This window comes from Undibacterium sp. GW821-FHT11B02 (genome assembly GCF_058808955.1).
The window spans coordinates 427,187-451,983 of record NZ_JBXASD010000004.1; the positions used below are offsets into that span (position 1 = coordinate 427,187).

General features: G+C 49.7%; 15 protein-coding genes. 2 read left to right on the forward strand and 13 right to left on the reverse strand.

The genetic code is table 11. From position 1 onward, the window contains the following. Positions 1-7: 7 nt before the first annotated feature. The 12 genes from AC1RVX_RS10800 to AC1RVX_RS10855 all read right to left on the reverse strand — a co-directional run bounded on the left by AC1RVX_RS10800 (position 8) and on the right by AC1RVX_RS10855 (position 19,665). On the reverse strand, positions 8-709 hold the full coding sequence (locus AC1RVX_RS10800; RefSeq protein ID WP_493216587.1) for an ABC transporter ATP-binding protein: 702 nt from the start codon (positions 707-709) through the stop codon (positions 8-10). Then, positions 702-1,931 carry an FtsX-like permease family protein gene (locus tag AC1RVX_RS10805; protein ID WP_493216588.1) on the reverse strand — a complete coding sequence of 410 codons (1,230 nt, stop codon included), beginning with the start codon at positions 1,929-1,931 and terminating at the stop codon, positions 702-704. The genes AC1RVX_RS10800 and AC1RVX_RS10805 overlap by 8 nt, the downstream gene beginning before the upstream one ends. After that, complete coding sequence (locus AC1RVX_RS10810; RefSeq protein WP_493216589.1) at positions 1,928-3,172, reverse strand: efflux RND transporter periplasmic adaptor subunit; 1,245 nt, start codon at positions 3,170-3,172, stop codon at positions 1,928-1,930. The genes AC1RVX_RS10805 and AC1RVX_RS10810 overlap by 4 nt, the downstream gene beginning before the upstream one ends. Before the next feature lie 259 nt (positions 3,173-3,431). Beyond that, positions 3,432-4,757 carry a TolC family outer membrane protein gene (locus AC1RVX_RS10815; RefSeq protein WP_493216590.1) on the reverse strand — a complete coding sequence of 442 codons (1,326 nt, stop codon included), beginning with the start codon at positions 4,755-4,757 and terminating at the stop codon, positions 3,432-3,434. A gap of 24 nt (positions 4,758-4,781) precedes the next feature. After that, positions 4,782-5,105 carry a rhodanese-like domain-containing protein gene (locus AC1RVX_RS10820; protein WP_493216591.1) on the reverse strand — a complete coding sequence of 108 codons (324 nt, stop codon included), beginning with the start codon at positions 5,103-5,105 and terminating at the stop codon, positions 4,782-4,784. A 37-nt stretch (positions 5,106-5,142) separates the two neighbouring features. After that, the gene (locus AC1RVX_RS10825; RefSeq protein WP_493216592.1) at positions 5,143-5,793 is read right to left on the reverse strand and encodes a protein-L-isoaspartate O-methyltransferase family protein; all 651 of its coding nucleotides are present in this window, start codon (positions 5,791-5,793) and stop codon (positions 5,143-5,145) included. A gap of 42 nt (positions 5,794-5,835) precedes the next feature. Beyond that, positions 5,836-9,036: an efflux RND transporter permease subunit gene (locus AC1RVX_RS10830; protein WP_493216593.1), complete on the reverse strand. Its 3,201-nt coding sequence runs from the start codon at positions 9,034-9,036 to the stop codon at positions 5,836-5,838. Positions 9,037-9,038: 2 nt separating this feature from the next. Further along, positions 9,039-10,196: an efflux RND transporter periplasmic adaptor subunit gene (locus tag AC1RVX_RS10835; RefSeq protein ID WP_493216594.1), complete on the reverse strand. Its 1,158-nt coding sequence runs from the start codon at positions 10,194-10,196 to the stop codon at positions 9,039-9,041. A gap of 389 nt (positions 10,197-10,585) precedes the next feature. After that, complete coding sequence (locus tag AC1RVX_RS10840) at positions 10,586-11,218, reverse strand: TetR/AcrR family transcriptional regulator (protein ID WP_493216595.1); 633 nt, start codon at positions 11,216-11,218, stop codon at positions 10,586-10,588. Between the two features lie 554 nt (positions 11,219-11,772). Further along, positions 11,773-16,221, reverse strand: coding sequence for an EAL domain-containing protein (locus AC1RVX_RS10845; RefSeq protein WP_493216596.1), 4,449 nt, complete (start codon positions 16,219-16,221; stop codon positions 11,773-11,775). Positions 16,222-16,845: 624 nt separating this feature from the next. Continuing rightward, positions 16,846-17,868, reverse strand: coding sequence for a LacI family DNA-binding transcriptional regulator (locus AC1RVX_RS10850; protein ID WP_493216597.1), 1,023 nt, complete (start codon positions 17,866-17,868; stop codon positions 16,846-16,848). 204 nt (positions 17,869-18,072) lie between these two features. Beyond that, positions 18,073-19,665: a tryptophan halogenase family protein gene (locus tag AC1RVX_RS10855; protein WP_493216598.1), complete on the reverse strand. Its 1,593-nt coding sequence runs from the start codon at positions 19,663-19,665 to the stop codon at positions 18,073-18,075. 507 nt (positions 19,666-20,172) lie between these two features. Between AC1RVX_RS10855 and AC1RVX_RS10860 the strand changes: the two genes are divergently transcribed. Both AC1RVX_RS10860 and AC1RVX_RS10865 read left to right on the forward strand, forming a co-directional pair. Continuing rightward, on the forward strand, positions 20,173-22,587 hold the full coding sequence (locus AC1RVX_RS10860; protein ID WP_493216599.1) for a TonB-dependent receptor: 2,415 nt from the start codon (positions 20,173-20,175) through the stop codon (positions 22,585-22,587). A gap of 215 nt (positions 22,588-22,802) precedes the next feature. Continuing rightward, entirely contained in the window at positions 22,803-23,279 is a 477-nt protein-coding gene (locus AC1RVX_RS10865) for a cache domain-containing protein (RefSeq protein WP_493216600.1), read from the forward strand. Between the two features lie 97 nt (positions 23,280-23,376). On the opposite strand, the gene AC1RVX_RS10870 is transcribed toward AC1RVX_RS10865, so the two are convergent. After that, complete coding sequence (locus AC1RVX_RS10870) at positions 23,377-24,717, reverse strand: GH1 family beta-glucosidase (protein WP_493216601.1); 1,341 nt, start codon at positions 24,715-24,717, stop codon at positions 23,377-23,379. Between the last annotated feature and the right edge of the window lie 80 nt (positions 24,718-24,797).

Below are 24,797 nucleotides of genomic sequence, written 5' to 3' on the forward strand. Positions count from 1 at the left end.
AAGTGTGTCACACCGGCAAACCTGTGGATGGGACCAGGCATCCATCAATCAGTTCAATTATGCGGTCGCAGCGTCTGGCCAATTCCATGTTGTGGGTCACCATCAGAAAGGTAGTACCATTTTCTGTATTGACCTTGCGCATGAGCTCAAATATGGCGTAGGTGGATTTGGTGTCCAGATTGCCCGTAGGTTCATCTGCCAGGATAAGCGGTGGATTTAACGCCAGCGCCCGGGCAATGGCGACACGCTGTTGCTGTCCGCCAGACATGTTACCTACCATGCTATCCTGCCATTGTGCGAGTCCGACCTGTGCCAGCAAGGCCTGCGCTCGTTGGCGCATGACAGCATCTGGTCTGCCCTTCTGCATCAGCATTGGCATCATGACATTTTCTGTCGCGCTAAAAGCACTCAGAAGATAATGGGCCTGAAACACAAAACCAATTGCCTCACCACGTAGACGCGTTAGTTCTGCGTCATCCATGTGGCTGGTTTCTTTGTTGATCAGATATAGCTTGCCGCTGGTGGGCCGGTCCAGCAGCCCGATTATATTCAATAAGGTGCTTTTGCCAGAACCGGATGGTCCAATCAAGGCCGCAAATTCGCCTTTCTGTATCGACAAATCAATGTCGTGCAAGACCTGCGTCTCTGCCGGGGTACCCACAGCATAGAATTTATTTAATTGCTCAAGGCGTAGTAGAGAATCAACCACGAATAGCCACCACGGGGTCAAGTCTGGCCGCGCGAATTGCTGGTGTCACAGCGGCAAGCAGGCCGGTCAGTGTCGCGATCAGGGCACTCCAGAGAAACAGACTCATATCCATGCTAATGGGGAACATGGGTGTGCCGTCGGGGTTCTTGGCTATCATCCTCCACCCTGCCAGCAAGCCGGTCGCCAGGCTGGAGCCAAGTACAGAACCCAGCAATCCAACGACTGCCCCTTGTATCAAGAATATGCGCATGACCTGTCTGCGAGTTCCACCCATTGCGCGCAATATCCCAACTTCTTTCTGACGCTGGACTACCGACACCACCAGCACGCTGGCGATACCTGCAGCAACTGACAGCGCAACAAAAATACGTATCAACAGACTTGAATAAGTCTGTGCCCGCATACCCAGGAAAAACTGACTATTGGCGGCAATCCAGCTCATCGCAGTCAGTCCGGTCGTATTGGCAATTGCCTGGGCAATATCTTCAGCTGCATACGGGTCACGCACGGTCAGATCGATACTGGAGACGCCACCGACCATGCCCAGCAGATTCTGTGCTGTGGACAATAAAACATAGACTGTGCGCTGATTAGCGCCGCGGCTACCAAGGTCGAAAATGCCAGCGATATTCAAATTCAGACTGGCACCGGCAGCACTGGTAACACGTAATTTATCACCTAGTTGCACACCCATATCATCTGCCAGTTGCACACCAATCAGCATGTCGGTATTCATCATACGTACACTGCCGCTCACCATTTTTTCTGGTAAGGGGACTATTTTCATATAGGCGTCAGGCTCTATACCGACCAGTGATATAGCCTGAGTTGCACTGCCACGCACCACTAGTGCCGGGCCACTGGTACTTGGCGACACTGCAAGGACATCGGCACGTGACTGCATTTGATCACGTACTTTTTGCCACTGATCAATGGTATTCATACGCTGGGATGGTTTTTGTACTGTCGATGCGATGATATTACCAGGTGACGCCATCACTATATTTGTAGCTTGCTCTTTCGGTCGTTCCAGACTGATATGGGGTTGTGAACTGAGTACGCGCTTGAATAAATTTCCCTGCATGCCCGACAACAGCGCCGACATGAAAACGATGACGCCCACTCCAATCGCTACACCCAGGATAATGAATAAGGATTGCATGCGTCCTTCACGCAAAAAGCGAATCGCGACTATCCATTCAAACGGCAACAGGCTGTTCATGGCTTGCTACCGTTCTTGTTTTCTTTCGGTAAATCGGCGCGCGCACGCTTACCTTCTGCGACAGTAATTCCAGTAGCCGGCAAGATCAGATCATTCTCGTTTAAACCCGACAGCACTTCCACGCTCTTGTCACCCCGAGCCCCGATGGTAATAGCTCTATGCTCTGTCTTGTTGTCCTTCAACAGCATGACCCAGGGTGAACTAGCCGCATCATGCACAGCATCCATACTGAGAGACAATGCATCTTTGCGTCTGGCAACTTCAATTTCAACCGATACGGTCATATCCTGCTTCAAAAATGGAGGAGGATTACTGACCGTCAGTTTGACATCGACAGATCCGCGTTGAGCGTTTATACCTGGATTAATATAGGTCAATACTGCAGGAAATTTTTGTCCCGGATAGGCATCCGCCATTGCCTGGGCAGTTTGATTTATTTGCAGATAACGCAGATTTTTCTCATCAATCTGTATCAACAACTGGGTCAGGCCCACAGGTGACAACACCATCAACACCTTGCCAGGTTGAACAATGTCACCACGTTCAACGTCACGCGATATCAATACACCGTCACTGACAGCCCGTATCTGCATGTGCTGCAATTTTGCCCTTGCTGCATTTTCAGCAGCCCTGGCCTGATCCAGTGCGGCAGCCGCCAACTGATAATCACTGCCAGCAGGCTTGGCGCTTTGAATTTGTAGCCTGACACTATTGAGCTGGCTGCGTGCTACATCCAGATTGCGCTTGGCATCATCCAATTGAGCCTGCCCAACAAAGCCCTGTGCGACCAGTTCACGCGTGCGATCAAATTGTTTTTGCACATTGGACAAATTGGCCTGTGCCTGTACAAATGATTGCTCAGCCAGCGGTTGGGTTAAATCCTGCAATTGCCTGATTTTGATTTCTGCCTGATGCACATTGGCTTGTGCCAGTTCCAGCGCTGCGGTTTCATCCGCGGCTTCCAACTCGATCAATAGCTCCCCTGCCTTGACCGTCTGCCCCTCCTTCACAGGCACATTGGCAACCCTGCCTGTCACTTGTGCACCGATATCAACACGGGCAGGTGTTTCAACCCGGCCACTGGCGACGACAGTTTGTATTAGTTCCCCGCGCTGCAGTTGATAGACTTTAACCTTGGCACCGAACAACAGAGGACGGACAAAATAAGCGCCTGCGACAAGGACAAGAAAAGCCACTACACCAGATAGTACATAGCGCTTGTTCAGAAATCCGGTTTGCATAGTTATCTAAAGCCCCCTGGTTTAAGTATCGCCCGGCTTGCCAGCTTTTCGTCGCCAGATTAAAGCACAAACCTGGTGCAAGCTGAATGGGCAGATGTCAACTGGAACTCAACGTATCAATAGAACTGAGTTCTGACCAGATCTAGTGTCCTGTAATTGAAGCCGTGTATATTGATTTTTAGCAAACTCACAATAAAAAAGCTCGCCAAAGGCGAGCTTTTGATCATGTCCTAAACAGACTGATGTAAATACAATCAGCTTAATGCTGCAACAACGCGTTCACTTCGGCCAAATCTTCTTCTTTCAAAGTACCCGCAGCAGACTTCAGCCGCAAACCATTCATGATGGTGTCATAGCGGGCTTTAGCAAGTGTCTGCCGTGTCGTATACAACTGTTGCTGAGCATTTAATACGTCGATATTGATACGTACACCGACCTGGTAACCCAGCTTGTTGGAGTCAAGTGCAGACTGACTGGAAATTTCAGCTGCTTCATACGCCTTGACCTGCGCCAGACCAGAAGTTACGCCCAAAAAAGCCTGCCGCGCACCTTGTGCAGCAGCACGACGGTTGGTGTCAAAATCGCTGCGCGCCTTGTCTTCCAGTGCAATCGCTTCTTTCACACGACTGTCAACGAGAAAGCCAGAAAAAATAGGGATATTCCATTGCACACCGATTTGTGTCGTCTTGGCGACGCCGGTCAGATTAGGATTGGTGGCACCGGCATTGGAAGTACGGCCTGTGCTCGCGAGCAGATCGACGGTCGGATAATGGCCGGCACGATTCCTCTCGATTTCGCGCTTGGCAACTTCAACGGCAACCTGTGAAGCAACGACACCGAAATTTTGCTTTTCAGCAGAATTGACCCATGCATCAATCACTGCCGGCTGCGGCTCACTAAGCTTGATTCCGGTTTTCAATGTCGCCAGTTCGCCAGCTTCTTTGGCAATAATTTGTTGAACGGCAGCGCGCTTGATTTGTAAATCACTTTCTCCCGCATATTCCTGCGCAATTACCAGGTCGTAACGTGCCTGCGCTTCATGTGTATCGGTAATAGTCGATGTGCCGACTTCAAAATTACGCTTGGCCGAAGCCAGTTGCTCGGAAATTGCGCTTTTTTGCGCACGCAGAGTTTCCAGCGTATCTTGTGCTGCCAGTACGTCGAAGTACGCCTGCGCAACACGGGTAATCAGATCCTGTTTTGCCTGTTCAAACTGTGCCTGGCTAATCAACAGTGATAATTTTCCTTGTTCATAAACTTGCCAGTTACCCCAGTTGAACAAAGGCTGTGACAGGCCCAGTGTCCAGGTATTGGTCACACCGGTAAATGAACGACTGCCACTGACGATATCATTTTCCGCCTCGGTACGCGCCTTGCCATCACTGCCTTTCAAGGCAATACCTGGCAACAGACCTGATCTGCCCTGCGTCAGTTTTTCTTGTCCAGCTACCTGAGAAGCACGGGCACTTGCATACTGCGCATCATTTGCCAACGCATCCTTATAGATTTGCAGCAAATCTGTGGCATTTGCATTCAGCGAAAGGAAGGCACTGGCAAGCAGTGTGGCAAGAATAGGATTACGCATGTAACGCTCCGAAAAAAAAGTAAATTAATAGGTGGGCATTGCCGGGTCGATTTGCTGCGCCCATGCATGCACCCCACCCGTCAGGTTAATTGTCTGGGTATAACCCTGACGCTCTAAAAAATTTGCTACCTGCATACTGCGTCCGCCGTGATGACAGATACAGACAATCACGTCATCCGGTTCCAGTTCATGAAAACTGGTCGGCACCGTTTGCATGGGCATCAGTTGCACACCTGGGATATGACAGGTCTGATGCTCCCAAGGTTCCCGTACATCGAGTAAAACAGGGGGATTTCTGCTGCTATCGTTCAACCATTGCGCGAGTTCGGTGGCCGTGATGTGTTGCATGATTTTTTCCGGTTTGTTCTAGTGTATCAATTGAAATTTACAAGCTGAAATGAGAAACCGGCGCCGCACCAACAGCAGGGGCAACTACGGTTTCAAACAAATTGCGTGTCGATACATCAGTACCAGAAGTACGGGTCTGCAACTGTGCGGTCAGAGTAGGCAACTGACCAACAAAAGCCAACAGACGGCCACCGGCATTCAACTGTTTTTGCAATTGCTCAGGCACTTGTTCCAGACCACCGGCGATGATAATGGCGTCATACGTGCCGGTATCTTTGAAACTGAATGCATCTGCCAATACCACATCCACATTGCTCACATGGTTATTCGCCAGATTGCCAACGGCCAGGTCACGCAGACTTGGGGATGACTCCAGCACGGTAACGTGACGCGCGCGATAAGCCAGCAGTGCAGCCAGATAGCCATTGCCTGCACCGATCAACAATACCGTTTCCTGTTTTTTCAGGGCCAGTTCTTCCAGGATGCGCGCTTCCAGTTTTGGTGTCATGGCCTTGCTGCCACCAGGCAAAGGTAATTCCGTGTCAAAAAATGCCAGACTTTTTTGTTCTGCCGGGAAATAATCTTCACGTTTGACAACGATCAGCATGTCCAGGACATCCTGGTTCAAGACATTCCACGGGCGGATTTGTTGCTCTATCATGTTGAAGCGGGCTTTTTCAATGTTCATTTCTTTACTCGATTGCAAAATTAATAGGGAACCGGCATTTTATCAAAGCACTTGGGCAGTTTGACGATTACCGCGCCATTTTTGCGTAATCCATAGACCCAGATCATCCAGATAGGTATAAATCACTGGTACAACCACCAAAGTCAGCAATGACGAAGTAATAATTCCACCTATCACAGCCTGCCCCATCGGTGCACGCTGCTCGGAACCTTCTGACAGGGCAAAGGCCAGCGGCACCATGCCAAACACCATTGCCAGCGTCGTCATCAGGATGGGACGCAGGCGCACATGGGCAGCTTCCAGCAAGGCTTCCATGCGATCCATGCCATCTTTTCTAGCCTGATTGGCAAAATCTACCAGCAAAATGGCATTCTTGGTAACCAATCCCATGAGCATGATGAAACCGATGATGGAAAACATGTTCAGTGTCGAGCGGAAGAACATCAAGGCCAGGAATACCCCGATCAAGGTCATGGGCAGGGCCGACATGATGGCGATAGGCTGCAGGAAGCTGGCAAACTGCGATGCCAGAATCATATAAATGAAAATCACCGCCAGGGCCAGCGCCGACAGGGCATAGCCAAAGGATTCGGTCATGTTCTTGGTCGCGCCACCCATCTTGTAGCGATAGCCGGGTTGCCATTGCATGCCTTCCAGCACTTTTTTGACTTCAGCACTGACTTCGCCTGCAGAGCGCCCGACCACATTGGCAGACAATTCGACTTCACGGTTCAAATCACGGCGATTGATTTGATTGGCACCGGTCGAAGGCTTGATATCGGCCACCTGGCGCAGTGGCACCATTTTCGGTGAACCATCAGCATTCGTCTGTGAACTGGTCAGCATCAGACGCGACAAATCGTCGGCATTATTCCTGTCACTGGGCGACAGGCGTACCGTAACATCATAGTTTTCATCATCCGGCGCACGCCAGGTGGTGGCAATTTCACCCGCCAGCAAAGGCCGCAAGGCACCGCCTATCTGGGCCACTCCGACACCCAGATCAGCACCGATATCGCGACGCGGCTGTACCGAGATCGTTGGTTTTTCCGCCTTCAGGCTGGAATCCAGATCCACCAGACCAGGAATGCTGCGCAATTTTGCTTGTACATGCTCCGACAATTTTCCCAGCTCCGCCAAGTCACTGCCTTGCAGGCTGAAACGCAGGTTCTTGTTGTCACCACCCACGCCATCCAGCGCACCGATATGGGTGACCGTGATACCTGCAATCTGGCTTAAACGGGCGCGCAATGGCACCGACATCTGCACCGTCGATCTGGCCCTGTCCTTGCGTGCTACCAAACGGATAAAAGTGGTCACATAATTCTTGCCCTGCGCTGCACCGGTGTTCACCGTGCTATAGGTGTCCAACACTTCCGGGAATTCCTTGACCACGGCTTCCACCTGATGCACCTTGGTTTCTGTCAGTTCCAGCGATGAACCTACCGGCGTGTAATAGGTGACACCGGTTTCAGAGTAATCCGCCTGTGGTACAAATTCAGACCCGATCAGTCCTGTGCCAGGTATCGCCAGCCCCAGGAAAAATGTCAGAGCAGCGATCAAAAGGGTCTTGATGCGGTGCTTGAGCGACCAGCGCAACATGACTTGATACCCACGCGAAAACCACTGCACACCTCGCTCAAACTGTTCAAGTACCCGTCCTATGCTATTTGCATACCAGCCCTTGCGAATGGACTTACCGTTTTCATCTACCTTTGGATGACCATGGACATCCGGGTCGGGCCAGATGGATGACAGCATCGGATCCAAAGTGAAGGATACAAACATGGAAATCAGCACGGCAGCCGTGACAGTAATGCCAAACTGATGGAAGAAACGGCCGATGATGCCGCCCATGAAACCCACGGGCAAAAACACTGCAACGATGGAGAAGGTGGTCGCCAACACGGCCAGGCCGATTTCTGCCGTACCTTCCAACGCAGCCGTATGGTGATCCTTGAACTTGCCGTTCACCTTCATGCCAGCATGACGGACAATATTTTCACGCACCACGATGGCATCATCAATCAGCAAACCCACACACAGCGACAGAGCCATCAGCGTGATCATGTTGATGGTGAAACCAAACATGTCCATGAACAGGAAAGTACCTATCAGCGCCACCGGCAAAGTCAGGCCCGTAATAACCGTGGAACGCCAGGAATTCAGGAACAGGAAAACGATCAACACCGTCAGCGCAGCCCCTTCTATCAGGGTACGGCGAACGTTTTCCACACCCACCCGTATCTGGCGGGAACCATCCTTGATGACCTGCACCTTAACACCCGGATACTGTGCTTTTAGCTGTGGTTCCATTGCCTTCAAGGCATAGGTCAGACCGTCGGCAACTTCTATAGTATTTTGCCCTTGCGCTTTAAGAATATCCAGTGCCACAGTACGCTGGCCGTTATACAGAGCCAGGCTTTCCTGTTCTTCCTGTCCATCCAGCACAGTCGCCACTTGTGACAGCAAGACCGGCTGTCCACCACGACGGGCAACAATGATGCGACCAAAGTCTTGTGGATTCTGGATACGCCCCTGTATCTGCACCACTTTTTCATTATCCAGCGCACGAATGGCACCGGTAGGTAATTCCTGATTTTCGTTGCGCAAGGCATTGATGACCTGGTCCACACCCAGACCCAGCGCTTCAAGCTCATTTGGTTTCAGGTAAATCTTGATCTCGCGCTTGACGCCACCCACCAGGGTTACGGAACCGACACCACGTACATTTTCCAAACGCTTTTTGACCAGTTGATCACCGATGGTAGTCAATTCGCGGAAATCACGTTTCTTGATCTTTTCGTCATTCGTCACCGATACCGAAAAGATGGGTTTGTCCGATGGGTCATAACGGGTAACCCTTGGTTCCTTGACCTCTTTGCGGAAGTTGGATTTGATCAGCGCCACTTTTTCACGCACGTCCTGCGCTGCCTGGGCCGGGTCTATCGTCAGATCAAATTCCAGGATAACCACCGACGTACCTTCATACGAACGCGACGTCAATGCGCTGATGCCATTGATGGTGTTGACGGTTTCTTCCACCTTGCGCGTCACATCCGCTTCTATGGTTTCCGGCGACGCTCCGGGATAATCAGTCTGGACGACCACCACCGGAAAAGTAATATCAGGAAATTGATCAACTCTCATACGCTGATAAGAAAACAGGCCAAGTACTACAAAGGCCATCATCATCATGGTTGCCAGCACCGGGTTGCCTATACTGATACGTGTGAACCACATGCTTACACCTTGCCTGTGGCAGTGATCAACTTGACTGCAACACCGGCACGCAAGCGTCCCAGGTTGGTCTGGACAATACGCGCGTCTGGCGTCAGGCCAGTGGTGACTTCAACTACTGCCTGCCCGGCACCGTCGCCATGCAAACCCAGTTTCACCGGCTTTTGCTGCAAAACATTATTTTCTATCACGTACACGAAAGCCTGCCCAGCTTCATACTGTATGGCAGTCTCGGGCACAGCCAGTACGTCGGACTTCTTATCCACGACCAGTTGCGCCTCACCGAACATGCCAGCACGCAACAAGGTATCCGGGTTAGCCACCTGCACATAAGCCATGATGGAACGCGAGCCGGCAGTCGTAGACGGATTGATCCTGACGACCTTGCCATCCACTGCAGCAGTCACACCTTCAATTTTCAATTGCACTGGCTGGCCTATCCTGATGCTGGCGATGTCCTGAGTTGGTACAGATGCTTCCATTTCAAGTACGCGCAAATCGACCACATCCAGCAAACGATTATCAGGGGATATCTTTTCACCCGGCTGCACCATGCGACTGCTGATCATGCCAGTAATCGGCGCGCGGATGACAGTATCCGCCAGGGCTTTCTGGGCAACCGCCAGCGCGCCTTTGGCACTATCGACATTCGCTACAGCAATCGCATACTGACTATTGGTATTGTCGAAGGCATTCTTGGAAATGAAACTTTTGTCGAGCAAGGCGCGGTTATTGTCACGCGCAGTACGGGCGATTTCCAGTTGCCCCTGAGCTGCGGCAAGCGCACCACGCGCCTGTTCCTGCCGCGCCAGGTAATCGCTGGCATCCATCTTCACCAGGACCTGACCAGCCTGCACGGCTTCGCCTTCGCGCACCAGCACTTCGGTGATGTCACCCGCTACTTTGGCTTTGACAGCAGCCTGATTGACAGCACGTAAGGCGCCTGACAATGCCAGCAATTTTCTGACTTCGGTTGTTTTGACTTCCGTAATATCAGCGGGTAAAAATTCCAGTACCTGCACTGCTGCATTGGCGGTTGTGCTGGCAGTGCTTATATCGGCAGATGTCGTAGTGGTGCCCTGTGATTTTCTTTTTGCCAGCACCAACCCAGCGGCAAATAAGACCACTACAGCGATGATCCAAAACGTCCTGCGCTTTAACATAAATGTTTTTTTCCAAAAAGTGGTTGTTTCGAGACCTGGAAAAACAAGGGCAGCAAACACCTCAGGTCGATGAAACCCTGACTTTAAAGCCTGACACTGTGTAAGGGTCAAGCAGCGCATCTAAATTAGAACTTACACAAAACCGTCCAGTTGCATTGCGGTCGGTGTTTCAACGAACATGCTGCCTACCGGTGACACGAACATCCATTACCTTGCAAAGGCCCCCACCCGACAGTGGTAGCATTGTTTGGACAATGTTGCGCCCGTCCTGTGAACGAAGCCCAAGACTGCAAGCAACGCTGCACGCATGCAACGCCTGGGCACTATTGCACCCGCCTCTTGTCATGGTCTGGACCGCAACATTCTGGGTGGATCAAATTTTTATAGATCTAAGGCACTATCCGCAAACTGTGCAGCGCCATTTCTATGTAATGCTCAAGATAGGTATCCAATTTGTCAGGATCAATCTGGCAGATACCCTGTGAATGTTTCCACATCATCATCATAATTACGGGTGCTGTCAGTATCTTGGTGTCAACTTCCAAATCTACCTTGCGAAATTCACCCCGCTCCATACCTCGTCGCAACACGGTTGTCATCAAATTTTCACCGCGGTCAGCAACTTCTTCCTGATAAAACCTGGCCAGCTCAGGGAAATTTCCAGCTTCTGCCATCATCAGTTTCGGCAAGCCTGACAACTTGGTATGACCCACGTTTTGCCACCAGGTATGTGTAATCAGGCGAAACAGCTCTTCGCTACTACCTTCAAACTGTCCAATTGCATCCTCTGCCGCCCCGATCAAAGGCACGATGCTTTCCCTGACTACCGCCTTGAATAATTCTTCCTTGCTGGAAAAATACAAATACAAGGTTCCTTTGGAGACACCGGCAGCGCGTGCTACGTCGTCCAGACGTGTGGCAGCGAAACCGCGCTCAACAAACAGGTCAAGGGCAGCAGCAAGTAACTCTTGTGGGCGAGCATCCTTACGACGCTCCCACTTTGGCTTAAAAGGACATGACATTATAATAACAACTCAATTAACTTACTTTTGAGTCAGTAATATAGTCCCCGTCCCTTTCAGCGTCAAGACAAACGCATATGACCTCAGAATAAAACCTTGAATGAAACGACAAAACCGCGATCAATTTTTAGCTTTGTTACCTCTTTCGACAGGTCATAGCTAACTATCCCAACCAGCAAAGTACATTGCACCGCCACAGGCAAGATGATCTGATTTTGCATGAAAGATAATTACTTTTCTTTTAAATATCATCCGATAAATAACAAATTAATATCACTCTCTTGAAATAACATTTCCCTACACTACCGCCATCAACAGGCGCGTTTTCTCTTAACCTGCGAGGATTCTGCCAAGCGAGCTAACTTACGACAATCACAATGCGACAGAATGCAAAATTGGGGAACCCAAGCACTAGAAATCTGGAACAGGCCGTGAATATTGGGATGAAACACCTGCTTAGAATCTGTTCACGGTCTGTAGCGAGCCCGCCTCAACGGGATCAGCGGGGTACGGGCAACTAAGCGCAGCGCAAAAAGAGGAATGTACTCTAGAACTCATTTCATAAATAGGGATGCGTTCTGGACCTTGCCTGCCTGTCGGTTTTTTTCCTGCATCAATTCGTGATAGCGGAAAGCATCGCGCACATGTTCTCGCAATTGTTCATTTTCCCATGGCTTAGTCAAAAATTTATAAATTGTCCCTTCATTGACAGCACCGGCTACAGTATCAAGGTCGGCATAATCTGACAATATCATGCGTACAGTGTCAGGATAGATGATTTTGACACGATGGAAAAATGCAGTTCCGGACATTTCTGACATGCGCTCATCAGACAGAATAACGTCAACATCATGCATAGCCAATAATTCCAATGCCTCGTTAGCGCTAGTCGTGGACAGTAGCTGGTAGCCTTCGAGCGCAAACACACGCCGCAAAGAGCTCAATACGTTCAGTTCGTCGTCGAGCAAAAGCAAGGTACGCTTGCTTATACCTGCGTCTTCGCTGCTGACCAGTTTCTCCGCCTTGACGAGAATGTCCTGGAATGCATTCGTGGGTACTGGTCGGCCAGTCAGATAACCTTGCACCTGGTCACACCCGTGAAGACGCAGAAATTGCAACTGTGCTTCGGTCTCCACACCTTCAGCAATCACTTCCATGCGCAAACTATGGGCCAGATTAATAATCGATAACGCAATCGTCGCACTGTCGGGGTCGCGTACCAGTTCACTGATAAAACTCTGATCTATTTTTAGAAGATTAATAGGAAAACGACGTAGATAATTGAGAGAAGAAAATCCAGTCCCAAAATCGTCCAGGGCCAATTTAATCCCCAACGAGCGAAGACGTGACAACATGACGGCTGCATCGTCAGGGCGATGCACAAGTATGGATTCAGTCAACTCTAATTGCAGGAAAGACGCGTCGATTTCTGTTTCTTGCAGAATGCCGACAATCTGTTCGACTAAATTTGGTAAAGAAAACTGGCGAGCCGAAAGGTTAACCGCCAGCGGCACTACCGGCAGATCAAGGGCCAGCCACCGACTTATTTGTTGACATGTCTCGCGCAGTACCCAATTCCCGATGTCCAGTATCAAACCAGTATCTTCAGCAATAGGAATAAATTCTACTGGACTCACTGCCCCGAATTCAGGATGTTGCCATCGTAATAGCACTTCAGCACCAATCAGTATGCCCGTATCCAAACGAATTTTTGGCTGGAAATGAAGATGCAATTCCTTGTTCTCCAACGCTTGCCGGAGAGCGGATTCTAATTGCAGTCGACGTCCGGTACTAGCGGTGAGGTGTTGCGAATAAAACTGAGGGCAGCTACTCCCTTCTGCTTTCGCACGATACATGGCGGCATCAGCATTACGCAATAGAATAAGTAATTCATCACCGTCACGCGGGAACATCGCCAGACCTGTGCTGCAGGACGTATAGAAAATGTGTCCATCAATAACTATTGGCTCGGCAATCGCACTCATCAGCGCGACAGCCAAAGAGGCAGCTCCATGCTCATCGTGAACATTTGCAACGATGACAAATTCGTCACCACCGAGCCGGGCTACGGTATCCCCTTCGCGTACATGCTCCACCAGCCTCGTCGCAATACGTTGAAGAAGCTGATCCCCCACTTCATGACCAAGACTATCGTTGACAAGTTTAAAGCGATTCAGGTCAAGTAGCATCAACACGACACTATTTTTCTCACGTCGGGCTGAAGCGATTGCCCGATTAACACGATCTGCTAACAAGAGCCGATTCGGTAATTCCGTTAGTGCGTCGTGTGTGGCCTGATATTCGAGTTGAGCTTCCCATTTCTTGCGCTCTGAAATATCGGTCAGCACCCCAATGATGTGGCTAATCTCGCCGCTTGATTCACGTACAGGCGCAATGGCCATTTCGCTCCATAGCACCGATCCATTTTTTCGGACAATACGAAGTTCCTTACGATCTTCTCGTCCGGAGTTAATCATATCGTTGAGCTCACGCAGGCTACTGCCCCGCGCTTCTGGAGCATAAAGAAAAGCCAGGCTTTGTCCCAATGCATCAGCTGTGGTAAAGCCGGTAATTTGTTCGAAGGCGTTGTTGACGTAGACTAATGGAATCTCACTTAATCTATGATCAGCGACCATGATGCCATCATTGCTTGCGTCTATCGCACGGCGCATCAAAAGCAGTTCTGACGCACCAGCCTGATGTAAAAGCTCACTACGCAAGTTGGCTATCCCGTAGGCCAGATCATCTGCCAGTTCGGACAATAATTCCAGTTCGGCAGCATCAAAGGCTAATGCGTCGCCACTAAATAGATTCAAGACACCCAGCACCTCCCCACCTGCGACAAGAGGTAAGCTGGAAATCGCGTTGACACCTTTGCTCTCGTGGATAATGAACCATGGCTGCTGCTTGTCCACGCCTGAACAGTGTTCCGTTACAATCTGACCAGTCCTCACAGCCCGCCCAGCCGGGCAGCTACCCCATGGACTATCATCCCACCTCGCCGCAGCGATAAGATCCATCAGGGCTTGAGTATCAAATCCACGTTGTGTCGCAACGTGCAGTGTGTGATCTGGCTTCGGCAAACCTATCCATACCAGTTGATAACCGCCATACTCAACCAGTACGTCGCACATTGCTTCAAGTATACCGTCCTCACTGACAGCACGCACTAAGACCGCATTACAACGACTTAACACGCGCAAAGTGCGGTTCATGCGCTGCAATTCAGCTTCAGCATGTTTTTTTTCTGTAATATCTTCTTTGATTGCAACGAAGTTACAGATGCGCCCCTTATCGTCGAAAACAGGCGCAATGACTTCCAATTCCCAAAATAAACTACCATCCTTATGCCGATTCAATAATTCACCTTGCCAAATGCCGCCTGCCAATATGGTTTTCCAAAGTTTTGCATACACTGCATTGGACGTCAGGCCAGAAGCATTAACGTTAGGCGTTTTCCCCAGAACATCTTCAAGCGTATATCCGGTGAGTTGGCAGTAACGTGGATTGACATATTCAATATGTCCATGAATATCGGTAATGACCACTGCAGCGGGACTTTGTTCGACCACGGTGGACAGCTTCCGGACATGGCTTTCTGCAACTAGACGCTCACTAATATCGCTTGCTATTCCATCTATGCGTATAGGCCTATTTTCTTTATCAACGACAACATTGGCTCGCATTTGCAGCCAGCGTAAATTTCCATCAGCCAGTACGACACGTAGCTCCAGTGCCTCATTTCCACCCTTTTGTATGTTTTGTAACCAGATATCCATAAGCCCCTGGTCTGCTTCATACAACAAACTTTGCCACTTCTTTCCTAATGCAGTGTCCGATATTTTCTGCCCTAGCAGGTTAGTCGCTACCGGGCTCAAATATTGCAAAGTATATTCGGGTAATCCGATAGACCAAATCAGATCCGGAAGTGCAGCAACTACGGATGCCAATCTTTGTTCACTGGCTAACGCGCGACTTTCTGCACGCCGGCTCATCATCAACAGTAAGCGCAAAACTGCGAAAACACTAAAGGTAACCAGCAAGCCAATTATCGCGACCAGCATAGGCAAAACCTTGTCAGAGAATGCCCGAAAATCAGCGTGGGGGGAAAATTTGAACATCCAGGGATGTCCGGCTACCATAAGATTATTTTGCACCAAAGGTAATATCGCTGCGTGGGTAGTTGTTCCAAAGATTTGTTGCGTACCGTCTGGCTGCGTACTCAAATTAGTTGTCGTGTCGTAAGCGGCAACTTCTATTTCTTGCAAAAAAACGTCTCCCAAAGCACTGGCAATCACTTCTTTATATCGATAGACACCTGTTACCACACCGAGAAAAGCACGACGACGCTCATTTTCTGTAGTCAACTGTGCGCCATACGAATAGATCGGCAGTGCGAGAATGAAACCCTGCACTCCGCGGGAAGATAAGAACAGTGTCAATGGTCCACTTGAGGTTAATTCGCCACTGTCGCGTGCACGTTCAACCATGCTGCGCCTTGCTGGCTCACTGCAAAGGTCAAAACCAAATGGCTGACGATTTTCTTCCAGTGGTTCAAGCAAATCGACTATGCAATAAAAGTCACGTTGCCCGAGGGGCTTGACTGAAAAATCTGGAAAACCATCCGGGTTAATCGAGCGATCTGTTCGTACGCGAGCCACATAGTCTTTGATTTGTTCAGGGAGTAACCAACGAGTAAAAGTCAATCCTTGCAGGCCGGGATAGCGTTGCTTAAGTCCCAGCGAAGAATAATAATTGCGAAAACTTTGTCTGTCGTAATCTGAACTACTGACAAAATGGCTTTGCAATGCCCGCACTACTTCGAAATTGGCAACAAGGTTTCGCTCAATTGCGGCTCTGCCCTGCTCTGCACGCAAGTTGAAACGCGTTTGTTCTTCCTGCCCTATTAAGTGAAGTGTCGTCCAGTATGCCAGCGCAGAAATAAGCAGGCCTACAAATAAGAATAACCAACTCACGAACGCCCGGCTAAAAACACCGGGCATTATACTTACCACTGTATACCGCCGGTATGTATTAAACATGATTTTCCGGTAAGAAGTAGTGCGGCTTCAACAACGGTCGCGAGGTACAAAACACTTCAACAACGACTTAAATACCGTTCTACAAGGTAATAGTACTTGCAAAAAAGCGTAACCACGCTATTTCCAAGTTATAAATATTGACAAATATTTGTAAGACAGATCGGATGATAATCAGCTTAATTGAGAGAGTATTGACATAAATCTGAGTATTGCGAACAGCACGAAATAAAACCACATCTATTGACTAAGGTCATGTTCAAGCATGTTATGGAGTAGTGGGAAATGGTAGGCTTTACAACGACGACTTTAATGCGTTATTGATCGTCATGAGTAGGATATTGATCAATGAATATCCATCATTACATGATTTTCGGACGAGCCAGGTTGACATAGATACACGCAATCAAGGACTCAACGATCAAGTCGTTATTTGCTGCGTTGCTTCATTACGGCCAGAGGGCGTTGACCTGGTAATTTAAGATTATACTGTTGTAAGTTCGCACAAAAGAAACAACTAATCCTGGATTATTATTGAATACGATTGAACAGCATCATGTTCGCAAGATGCTGCCGGCTGACATATTGCTATCGAATACGACGTGTGGTTTCCCTGGCTATCAGCTCCAGATCAGGCAAGGTCATATCGACTTCAGTCCCGCTAATCAAACCCAGCAGTGTCCTGGTCGCCAGTAAACCCATGTCATACAGAGGTTGATGGATAGTAGTCAGCGGTGGTGTGGTGTAGAGCGAACTGGGCAAATCATCGAAACCAATGAGTGAAATATCTTCCGGAACCCGTATGCCTTTTCTGTACAGACCAAGCCGCACGCCATAAGCAGACAGATCATTGGCAGCAAACACCGCACTGAATTGCTGCTGCGTTTCAAGCAGACGGTTGATCGCCATCAAGCCACTGGCTTCATGGAAATTGCCTTCAACTATCAGACTTTCTTCGAATGCGATATTCGATTCTTGCAAGGCACGTTGATAACCTTCCTGGCGTTCAGAGGCATCTGTATTATTAGCCGGACCAGTGACAAATGCGATTCGCCTATGGCCAAGCTCGATCAAGTGTCGGGTCGCCAGGTAAGCACCATGTGCATTGTCAAGCTTAAAACCGACCGCCGTCTTACTTTGCAGGGCTCGTCCAGTGGCGACAATCGGTTTGTCTCTGGCAAATTCAAGAACCGTGTTGTCAGCGATGCGGCCTGACAGCAAAATAATGCCATCCACTTTGCGCGCCAACAACAGCTTGATACGCGCCGCCTCTTCTTCTGCATTCCAGTGACCGCTGACAATGACGGACGCATAGCCTGTACCCTTTAGTCCTTCATCCACTCCATGCAGGGTTTCGTCAAAGAAAGGACTGGCAATATCCTGCACCACAATACCGATAGTCATGGAACGTCCGCTTTTCAGTCCCTGTGCCAACTGATTTGGCTCAAACTTCATTTCAGCGATGGCCGTTTCAACTGCTTTACGCTTGTCCGGTGACACCTTGGCAGTACCATTGAGTATGCGTGACACGGTACTGGGTGAAACACCTGCTTCACGCGCGACATCCAATAAAGTCACTGGCACATTTTTTGTTCTAATTTTTTCAACCACGCAATACCTTCTGTCAAACGGGATGTTTTTTTGAACAGATCATGCTACGCAAACATGAAAAGCTTTTCACGATTAGCATAACATGCTTCTTTTCAAATGAGCAAATGCACACGGTACCAATCAGTTTTTGCTCATGACTACTCATCAACAACCCCAAGCTGGCCCAGCATCGGCCAGCGGTGGCCAGGACAGTAAACAATGTGACTAAGCTCGGCGTGCCACCTGTATGTCAGCATAGGTTTTGCACATACGGTCAACCAGTTTCCGGTGATCGGGTAAATCAGCCAAAGCATGCTGCGACATCTGCGCAATCATCTGGAATTCTTTAGCGGCTTCTTCCATACGCGGATAGGAAAATTGATTGACGCCCATGTCGGTCTGAAATTCCATCCCATACAGGACAAACTGCCAGCTTGAGGGAGGGTACATTTCCAGATCAGTAACAAAGTCCATGCGATTTGGTGGGCGGCAACGCCACATCGCCAGTTTTTCCTGCAGACTATCGGGGATTGTGGCGGGGTCAACATTGTCGCGCCAGAATGCACTGTCCTTGCGCTGGGTCAGGCAATAATGCATTTTGACAAAATCGATAATGCGCTCATAACGCGCTTTCATGTGTTGGTTGAACTGGGTGGCAACCGGTGCCAGTTCACCGTTAAAAGGGAATAGATAGGTCAGCAAATAAGCCGCTGTTTCTATCAAACCTATACCCGATGATTCCAGCGGCTCCAGGAAGCCGCCGGACAATCCAATCGCCACGCAATTCTTAATCCATTGGGTTTCGCGGTAACCAACATTGAGCTTCAGTAATCTGGCTGACATGCCGTCCGCAGCTGACCCTATGTAATTACGCAAGACTTGCTCTGCCTGCGTTTCGTCCGTATGGCGGCTGGAATACACATAGCCTATGCCGCGCCTTTGCTGCAAGCCTATGTCCCAGGTCCAGCCAGCCTCATGCGCGGTGGAAATCGTGTAAGACGGAATGGGCGCATCTGGCTGTGCATATGGCACCTGCATTGCCACGGCACGGTCAACAAACAACACATCATTCATGTTGCGGAAAGGTGAGCCCAGTGCTTCACCTATCAGCGCAGCACGGAAACCGGTGCAGTCTATATACAGGTCAGCAGTCAGCGCCTGCCCTTCTTTGGTATGCACGGCGGCAATAGCACCATCATCATCGAGCTGCACATGTTCGACCGTTGCCAATACCTGGTGCACCCCCAATGATTTGCCATGCTCACATAACAGAGCCGCCAATTTACCGGCGTCAAAGTGATACGCGTAATTCATGGGGCCAAGAAAATCCTTGTCGTCGAAACGCTTGGGGCCGCGATGTGCATCGGCAACACGCTTTTGCATGCTGACCGCATCGGCAAATTGACGACGTGCTTTGCTTGAACCAGCCGCACCCAGCAACCAGTATGGTAATAATTCCGGCCCGCCCGGGCGCTGGCTGGGATGGCTGAAGGGATGAAAATAATGTCCGTCCCCTTCGGCCCCTGCTGGCCTGACCCAATCAGCAAACTGTACGCCCTGCTTGAACGTTGCATTGCATTCACGGATAAAGCGCGCTTCGTCTATGCCTATCGCTGCCAGAGTACCGCGAATTGAAGGAAAACTGCCCTCCCCCACGCCGATGATGCCTATCTCTTTTGACTCTACCAGGGTAATACTGATACCGTCCTGAGACGAAGATGCTGTTTTAGCGAGTGAGAGATTACTGGCAAGAAAAGCTGCCGTCAGCCAGCCTGCAGTTCCCCCGCCGACTATCAAGATATGACGTACCGGTTTCATTCAAAGTCTCCTGTTTCTGGAACCTGTTTCATGAATAGAAGCAAGTTCTCACGTTTTTATAAGAACCTGTTCACGATCTGTAGCGAGCGAGCGTCAGCGGGGTGAAGAGCAGCACAAAAAGCGGAATGTACTCTAGTACATGAGCATTTTGAGCAGCGCATGAGCCCCGATCACGCCCGCGCAGTAAGATCGCGAACAGATTCTAAGAAGCTGTTGCAAAATTCATACGGTCTTATGTGATGCCTTGCCAGATATGCAGCGTCATCTTGTTTTTGTAGTTACCTATGAGGGAAGCCGGGCCTAAACCTGCGGCTCCACCGTCCTGGCATCTCATATTACAACATTTTGAAAACGTTACCATTTTATATTTGACACTGAAATCCGTTTCTATGTAATATGAAAACGGTTTCAAAGCAGAAAGTTGCAAAACATGAATAAGAAAACGTTTTCAAGCAAAAACGTAATGGTTTAATAAGCCAACAAATCTAACCGTGTAACAGGAGACATATGAAAATCAGCACATTCGTGCCGCGAAAAACCGCGTGCACTCCCATCCAGCTCGCCGTTTTCTCCTTGCTCGCCAGCATGGGCAGCGTTCAGGCACAAGAGCAAACTTCGGCGCAAGCTCAGGCAAAAACAGCGCAAGAAAGCACGACTATTTCAGAAGTCATTGTGACTGGTACCAAACGGGCCACGTCACTGCAACGCACACCAGTGGCCATTACCGCCATCAATGCTCAGGCGCTGGATGATGCACATGTGCAAACGGTTCAGGACGTTGTCAATCTGGTTCCTGGTTTCCAGGCCACCAACGAGGGTGATCATGGCGTCATTACCATGACCATGCGCGGTATTGGTAACGACAGTGCCAAGACCGAATACGCCGACCCCGAAGTCGCTTTGTTTATTGACGGCATATATGCCCCACGTCCAGAGGGTGCAACGTCCCTGCTGTTTGACCTGGAAGGCATAGAAGTCCTGCGCGGTCCGCAAGGTACATTGTGGGGTCGCAATGCCACAGTTGGCGCAGTTAACATGCAAACAGCCAAAGCCAAGATCGGCGACAGTTCTGGCAACTTTGAGGGCGGCGTTGGCAGCTATAACCGCATTGGTACACGCGGTGCATTCAATGTACCCGTCAGCAATGAAATGGCCTTGCGCTTTGCCTTTGTCCACGAAAAACATGATGGCTATGTCGACTTCCAGACGCCGCCCACCCTGTCCCTGGACAGCCAGAAAGCGGCTTTTGCCACTTACCTGAAAAACGGCGGCACCGTCGTACCATTCCAGCCTATCAACTACGCCCTGTTTGTACAGGATGGTCCTAAATACGGTGCACAAGATCAAAGTGCCGCCCGCATCAGCATGTTGTGGAAACCAAATGCTGCAACAAAAATCGATCTGTCCTATGAGAAATTCATAGACCGTGGCACACCATCGATGAATCTGCTGCAAACTCCGCGCGCAGGTCAAAGCCAATGGTCGGCCCTGATTGATACAGCCCCCTTCCTGAAACGCGACACTGACTCTATCCGCGCCAGGATAGAGTACGCCATAGACAAGTCCATGCAACTGACTTACATCGGCGGCTATTCGAAATTCAGCGGCTCTTCCCGTTTCGATCAGGATGGTGGTGCTACCTTGCCAACCAGTTTCACTTCTGGCGGTAGCATGCAGGCGAATAATACTGTCTCGTCGAATTACAAAAACTTCAGCCACGAAGTGGAACTGCAGTCTGTAGGTACACGTGACATCGACTGGCAACTGGGTTTGTACTACGGCTCTGAAACCAACGATATCCGCTTTGACATTCCCATCCTGAACGGCACATATCAAGGTACCGTCGGTTGGCAAGGCTCCTTCATACAACCAAAAGAAACGGTAGAATCTGCCGCCGCTTTTGGTCAGGCAACCTGGAACGCCAGCAGCGATACGCATATCACTGGCGGCCTGCGTTTCACCTCTGACAAACGCACCAATGTTGGTGGTCGCGGCTATGGTTTTTCCAACAAGCCAGAACTGAGCCAATCAGCCATTACCCCGAATGTTGATCCTGCTTCTGCCACATCCAACTTTGCAGCCTACTCCATCAATGACGGTAGTTACAGTGGCAGTAAGATGACTGGTCTGTTGCGCATCTCGCATGACATAGACAAAGACAATATGATCTATGGCAGCATCTCTACCGGCTATAAATCTGGCGGTCTGCAAGATGGCGGCAAAACCTATGGCCCTGAAACACTGACCAATTTTGAAGTTGGCACCAAGAGCACGCTGATGGGCGGCACGGTCCGGCTAAACAATGCCCTGTACTACGGCAAGTTCAAGGACTTCCAGTTCAGCGCACCGGTCACTGCACCTGATGGCACGCGCGGTCTGCAAACATCGAACGCAGATGGCGCTACCGTCTATGGCTTTGAATCTGAACTGGCCGCCAAGCTGAGCAAGGACGACAAACTGCAAATTACCGTTGCGTTTGCCCATGCAACTCTTGGTAATTTGGTCGGTGGCTCAAACGACTATGCACTGCCTGCCTGCAAAATCCCTGGCATTAGCAACTGCCTGGATGTGTCCGGTAACACTATGCCACATACACCGAAGTTTTCAGCACAGGTCATGTATCAGCACACCTTCCATCTGAATGAAGGTACGCTGACACCGCGCGTCAGTCTGCATTACGAAACTGATACATGGTTGAGTGTGTTCAACTACGGAGACGGTGACAAGCAAGAAGCCTATGCACGCGCCGATCTGGGCATGCGTTATCAGTCATCAGGAAAAACTGCATGGTATGCTGATTTCTTTGTTCGCAATGTCAGTGACAACAAAATCAAAACCAGTGCTTTGAACGCAAACGGACCATGGCAGGCCCAATATCTGCCACCCCGTACCGTCGGCGTCAATGTTGGCATTGATTTCTAATTAACGCATTCTGTCTTGGTAAATAAGCTCCCGGTCCACGCAAGTGGGCCGGGAGTTTTTACATTGTCAGGCATTCCAGCCTTGTCCACGGTGCAGTTCGGTACTTTCACTTAGCATAATTTAACAAATATGCACGCCGGAAACATTGCATTGCCCGATTACCTCACTAGAATATACACAAGCTATATAGCTACCATTCCTAAACGGAGATCAAAATGCGAAGACTGTCCATCAAAATAATGCTGGCGTCGTTGGGGCTGTGCTTGCTGGCTTTCGGCCAGTCATCCATGGCAGCGGACAAAGGGAGCGCCGACGAAGCCATCGCCCTGGTGAAAAAAGCTGCCGCCTATTTGAAAGAGAATGGCAAAGAAAAAGCCTACACTGAATTTAATAATGTCAGCGGCCAATTTGTCGTCAAAGACTTATATGTCTTTGTCTACAATATGAATGGTGATGGCATTAATCGCGCCCATGGGGCCAATCCCAAGATGGTAGGTAAAAATCTTCTGGAGCTTAAAGACGCCGACGGCATCTCCATCGTTAAAAGTTTTCTGGATGTAGCCAATAGCAAGGCTGGTCACGGTTGGGTTGACTATAAATGGCCCAATCCGAATACCAAACAATTGGAAGCCAAATCAACTTATATTGAACGGGCAGGTGATGTGCTGATAGGTTGCGGGATTTACAAATAGACTTGGTGCACCGGCACCACAATTCTCATACAGACGGCAATAAACCTCGTTGAATTTCTGGAAAGCGGCTACTGATGCAGCCGCTTTTTCGTTTATCTTATTTAGCCTGTGAGCGAATAAAATCACGATACCAATAGGCACTTTCTTTCATCGTGCGCTTTTGCGTGGCATAGTCGACATGTATAAGTCCAAACCGCTTTTCATAGCCAGAATTCCATTCGAAATTATCCAGCAAGCTCCAATAGAAATAACCTTGTACGTTGACGCCGGCTGCAATCGCTGCTTGCAGTGCGTGTAAATGCATTTCCAGGTAATCAATGCGTGCCTGATCATTGATTTTTCCGTCAATAATTTTATCTGCAACGGCCATGCCATTTTCAGTAATATAAATCGCTGGCAGGTCTGGATATTCGTCCCTTAACTGCAGCAAAAGCTCGGTCAGGCCAGAAGGATAAACTTCCCAGCCCATGTCGGAAAAACCCAGTTTCCCTTCCGGCTTCCTGGGTGGATTTTCAGTGCTGACAAAGGCACGGAAATAATAATTCACACCCAGAAAATCCAGTGGCTGACGGATGACTTGCATGTCTTCAGGATGCACATGGAATTTTGTCACATCCATCCGGTCCAGCGCTTTCTGTGGATAACGTCCTTTGAATATCGGATCCATGAACCACTGTACCGACCGTGCATATTCCCATTCAGCGGCAGCGATATCTTCCGTACTATTAGTTGCCGGGGTAGCTGGCCACTGATTCAGCACAATACCCAGACGCGCCGGACTATTCACAGCACGCATGGCTTGCATGGCCAAGCCATGCGACAGCAAGAGGTGATGAGATACCTGTAAAGCCTGCACCGTATCAGCAACACCAGGCGCAAACTGCGCATTGCCATAGCCGAGATTGGCAGTACACCAGGGTTCGTTGTGCGTCGCGATGGTGGCAACACGCTTGCCAAAACGGCGCGCGACTTCGGCTGCGTATTCAGCAAACCTCAGTGTTGTCTCACGATCCAGCCAGCCCCCACGGTCCTGTAAGCCTTGCGGCAGATCCCAATGGTAAAGGGTAATGTGAGCCTTGATATTTTTTTCTTCCAGCTTGTCCAGCAACTTCGAATAAAATTCAAAACCAGCTTCGTTCCAGGCACCATATCCCAATGGTTGCACGCGTGACCAGGAAATCGAAAACCGATAGGAATCCACTTCCAGCGACGCGATGATGTCCACGTCGTCGGCATAAAGATGATAATGATCGCAAGCCACGTCGCCAGTGCTGCCATCGATGATCTTGCCCGGTGTATGGGTAAACGTATCCCAGATGGAAGGCCCACGCCCATCGGCAGCCGCCCCACCCTCAATCTGGTAGGCACTGGTAGCCACTCCCCAGGTAAAGTCCGGTGAGAATGCAAGTGATGCTGACGAATTTTTCATAGTATTCATTTGAAAAGTTGGATTAGTCCAGATGCCAGCCTGAAGGCCGTACTCCGGTTTTATTTATTATTCTCAGGAAGCTCTACATA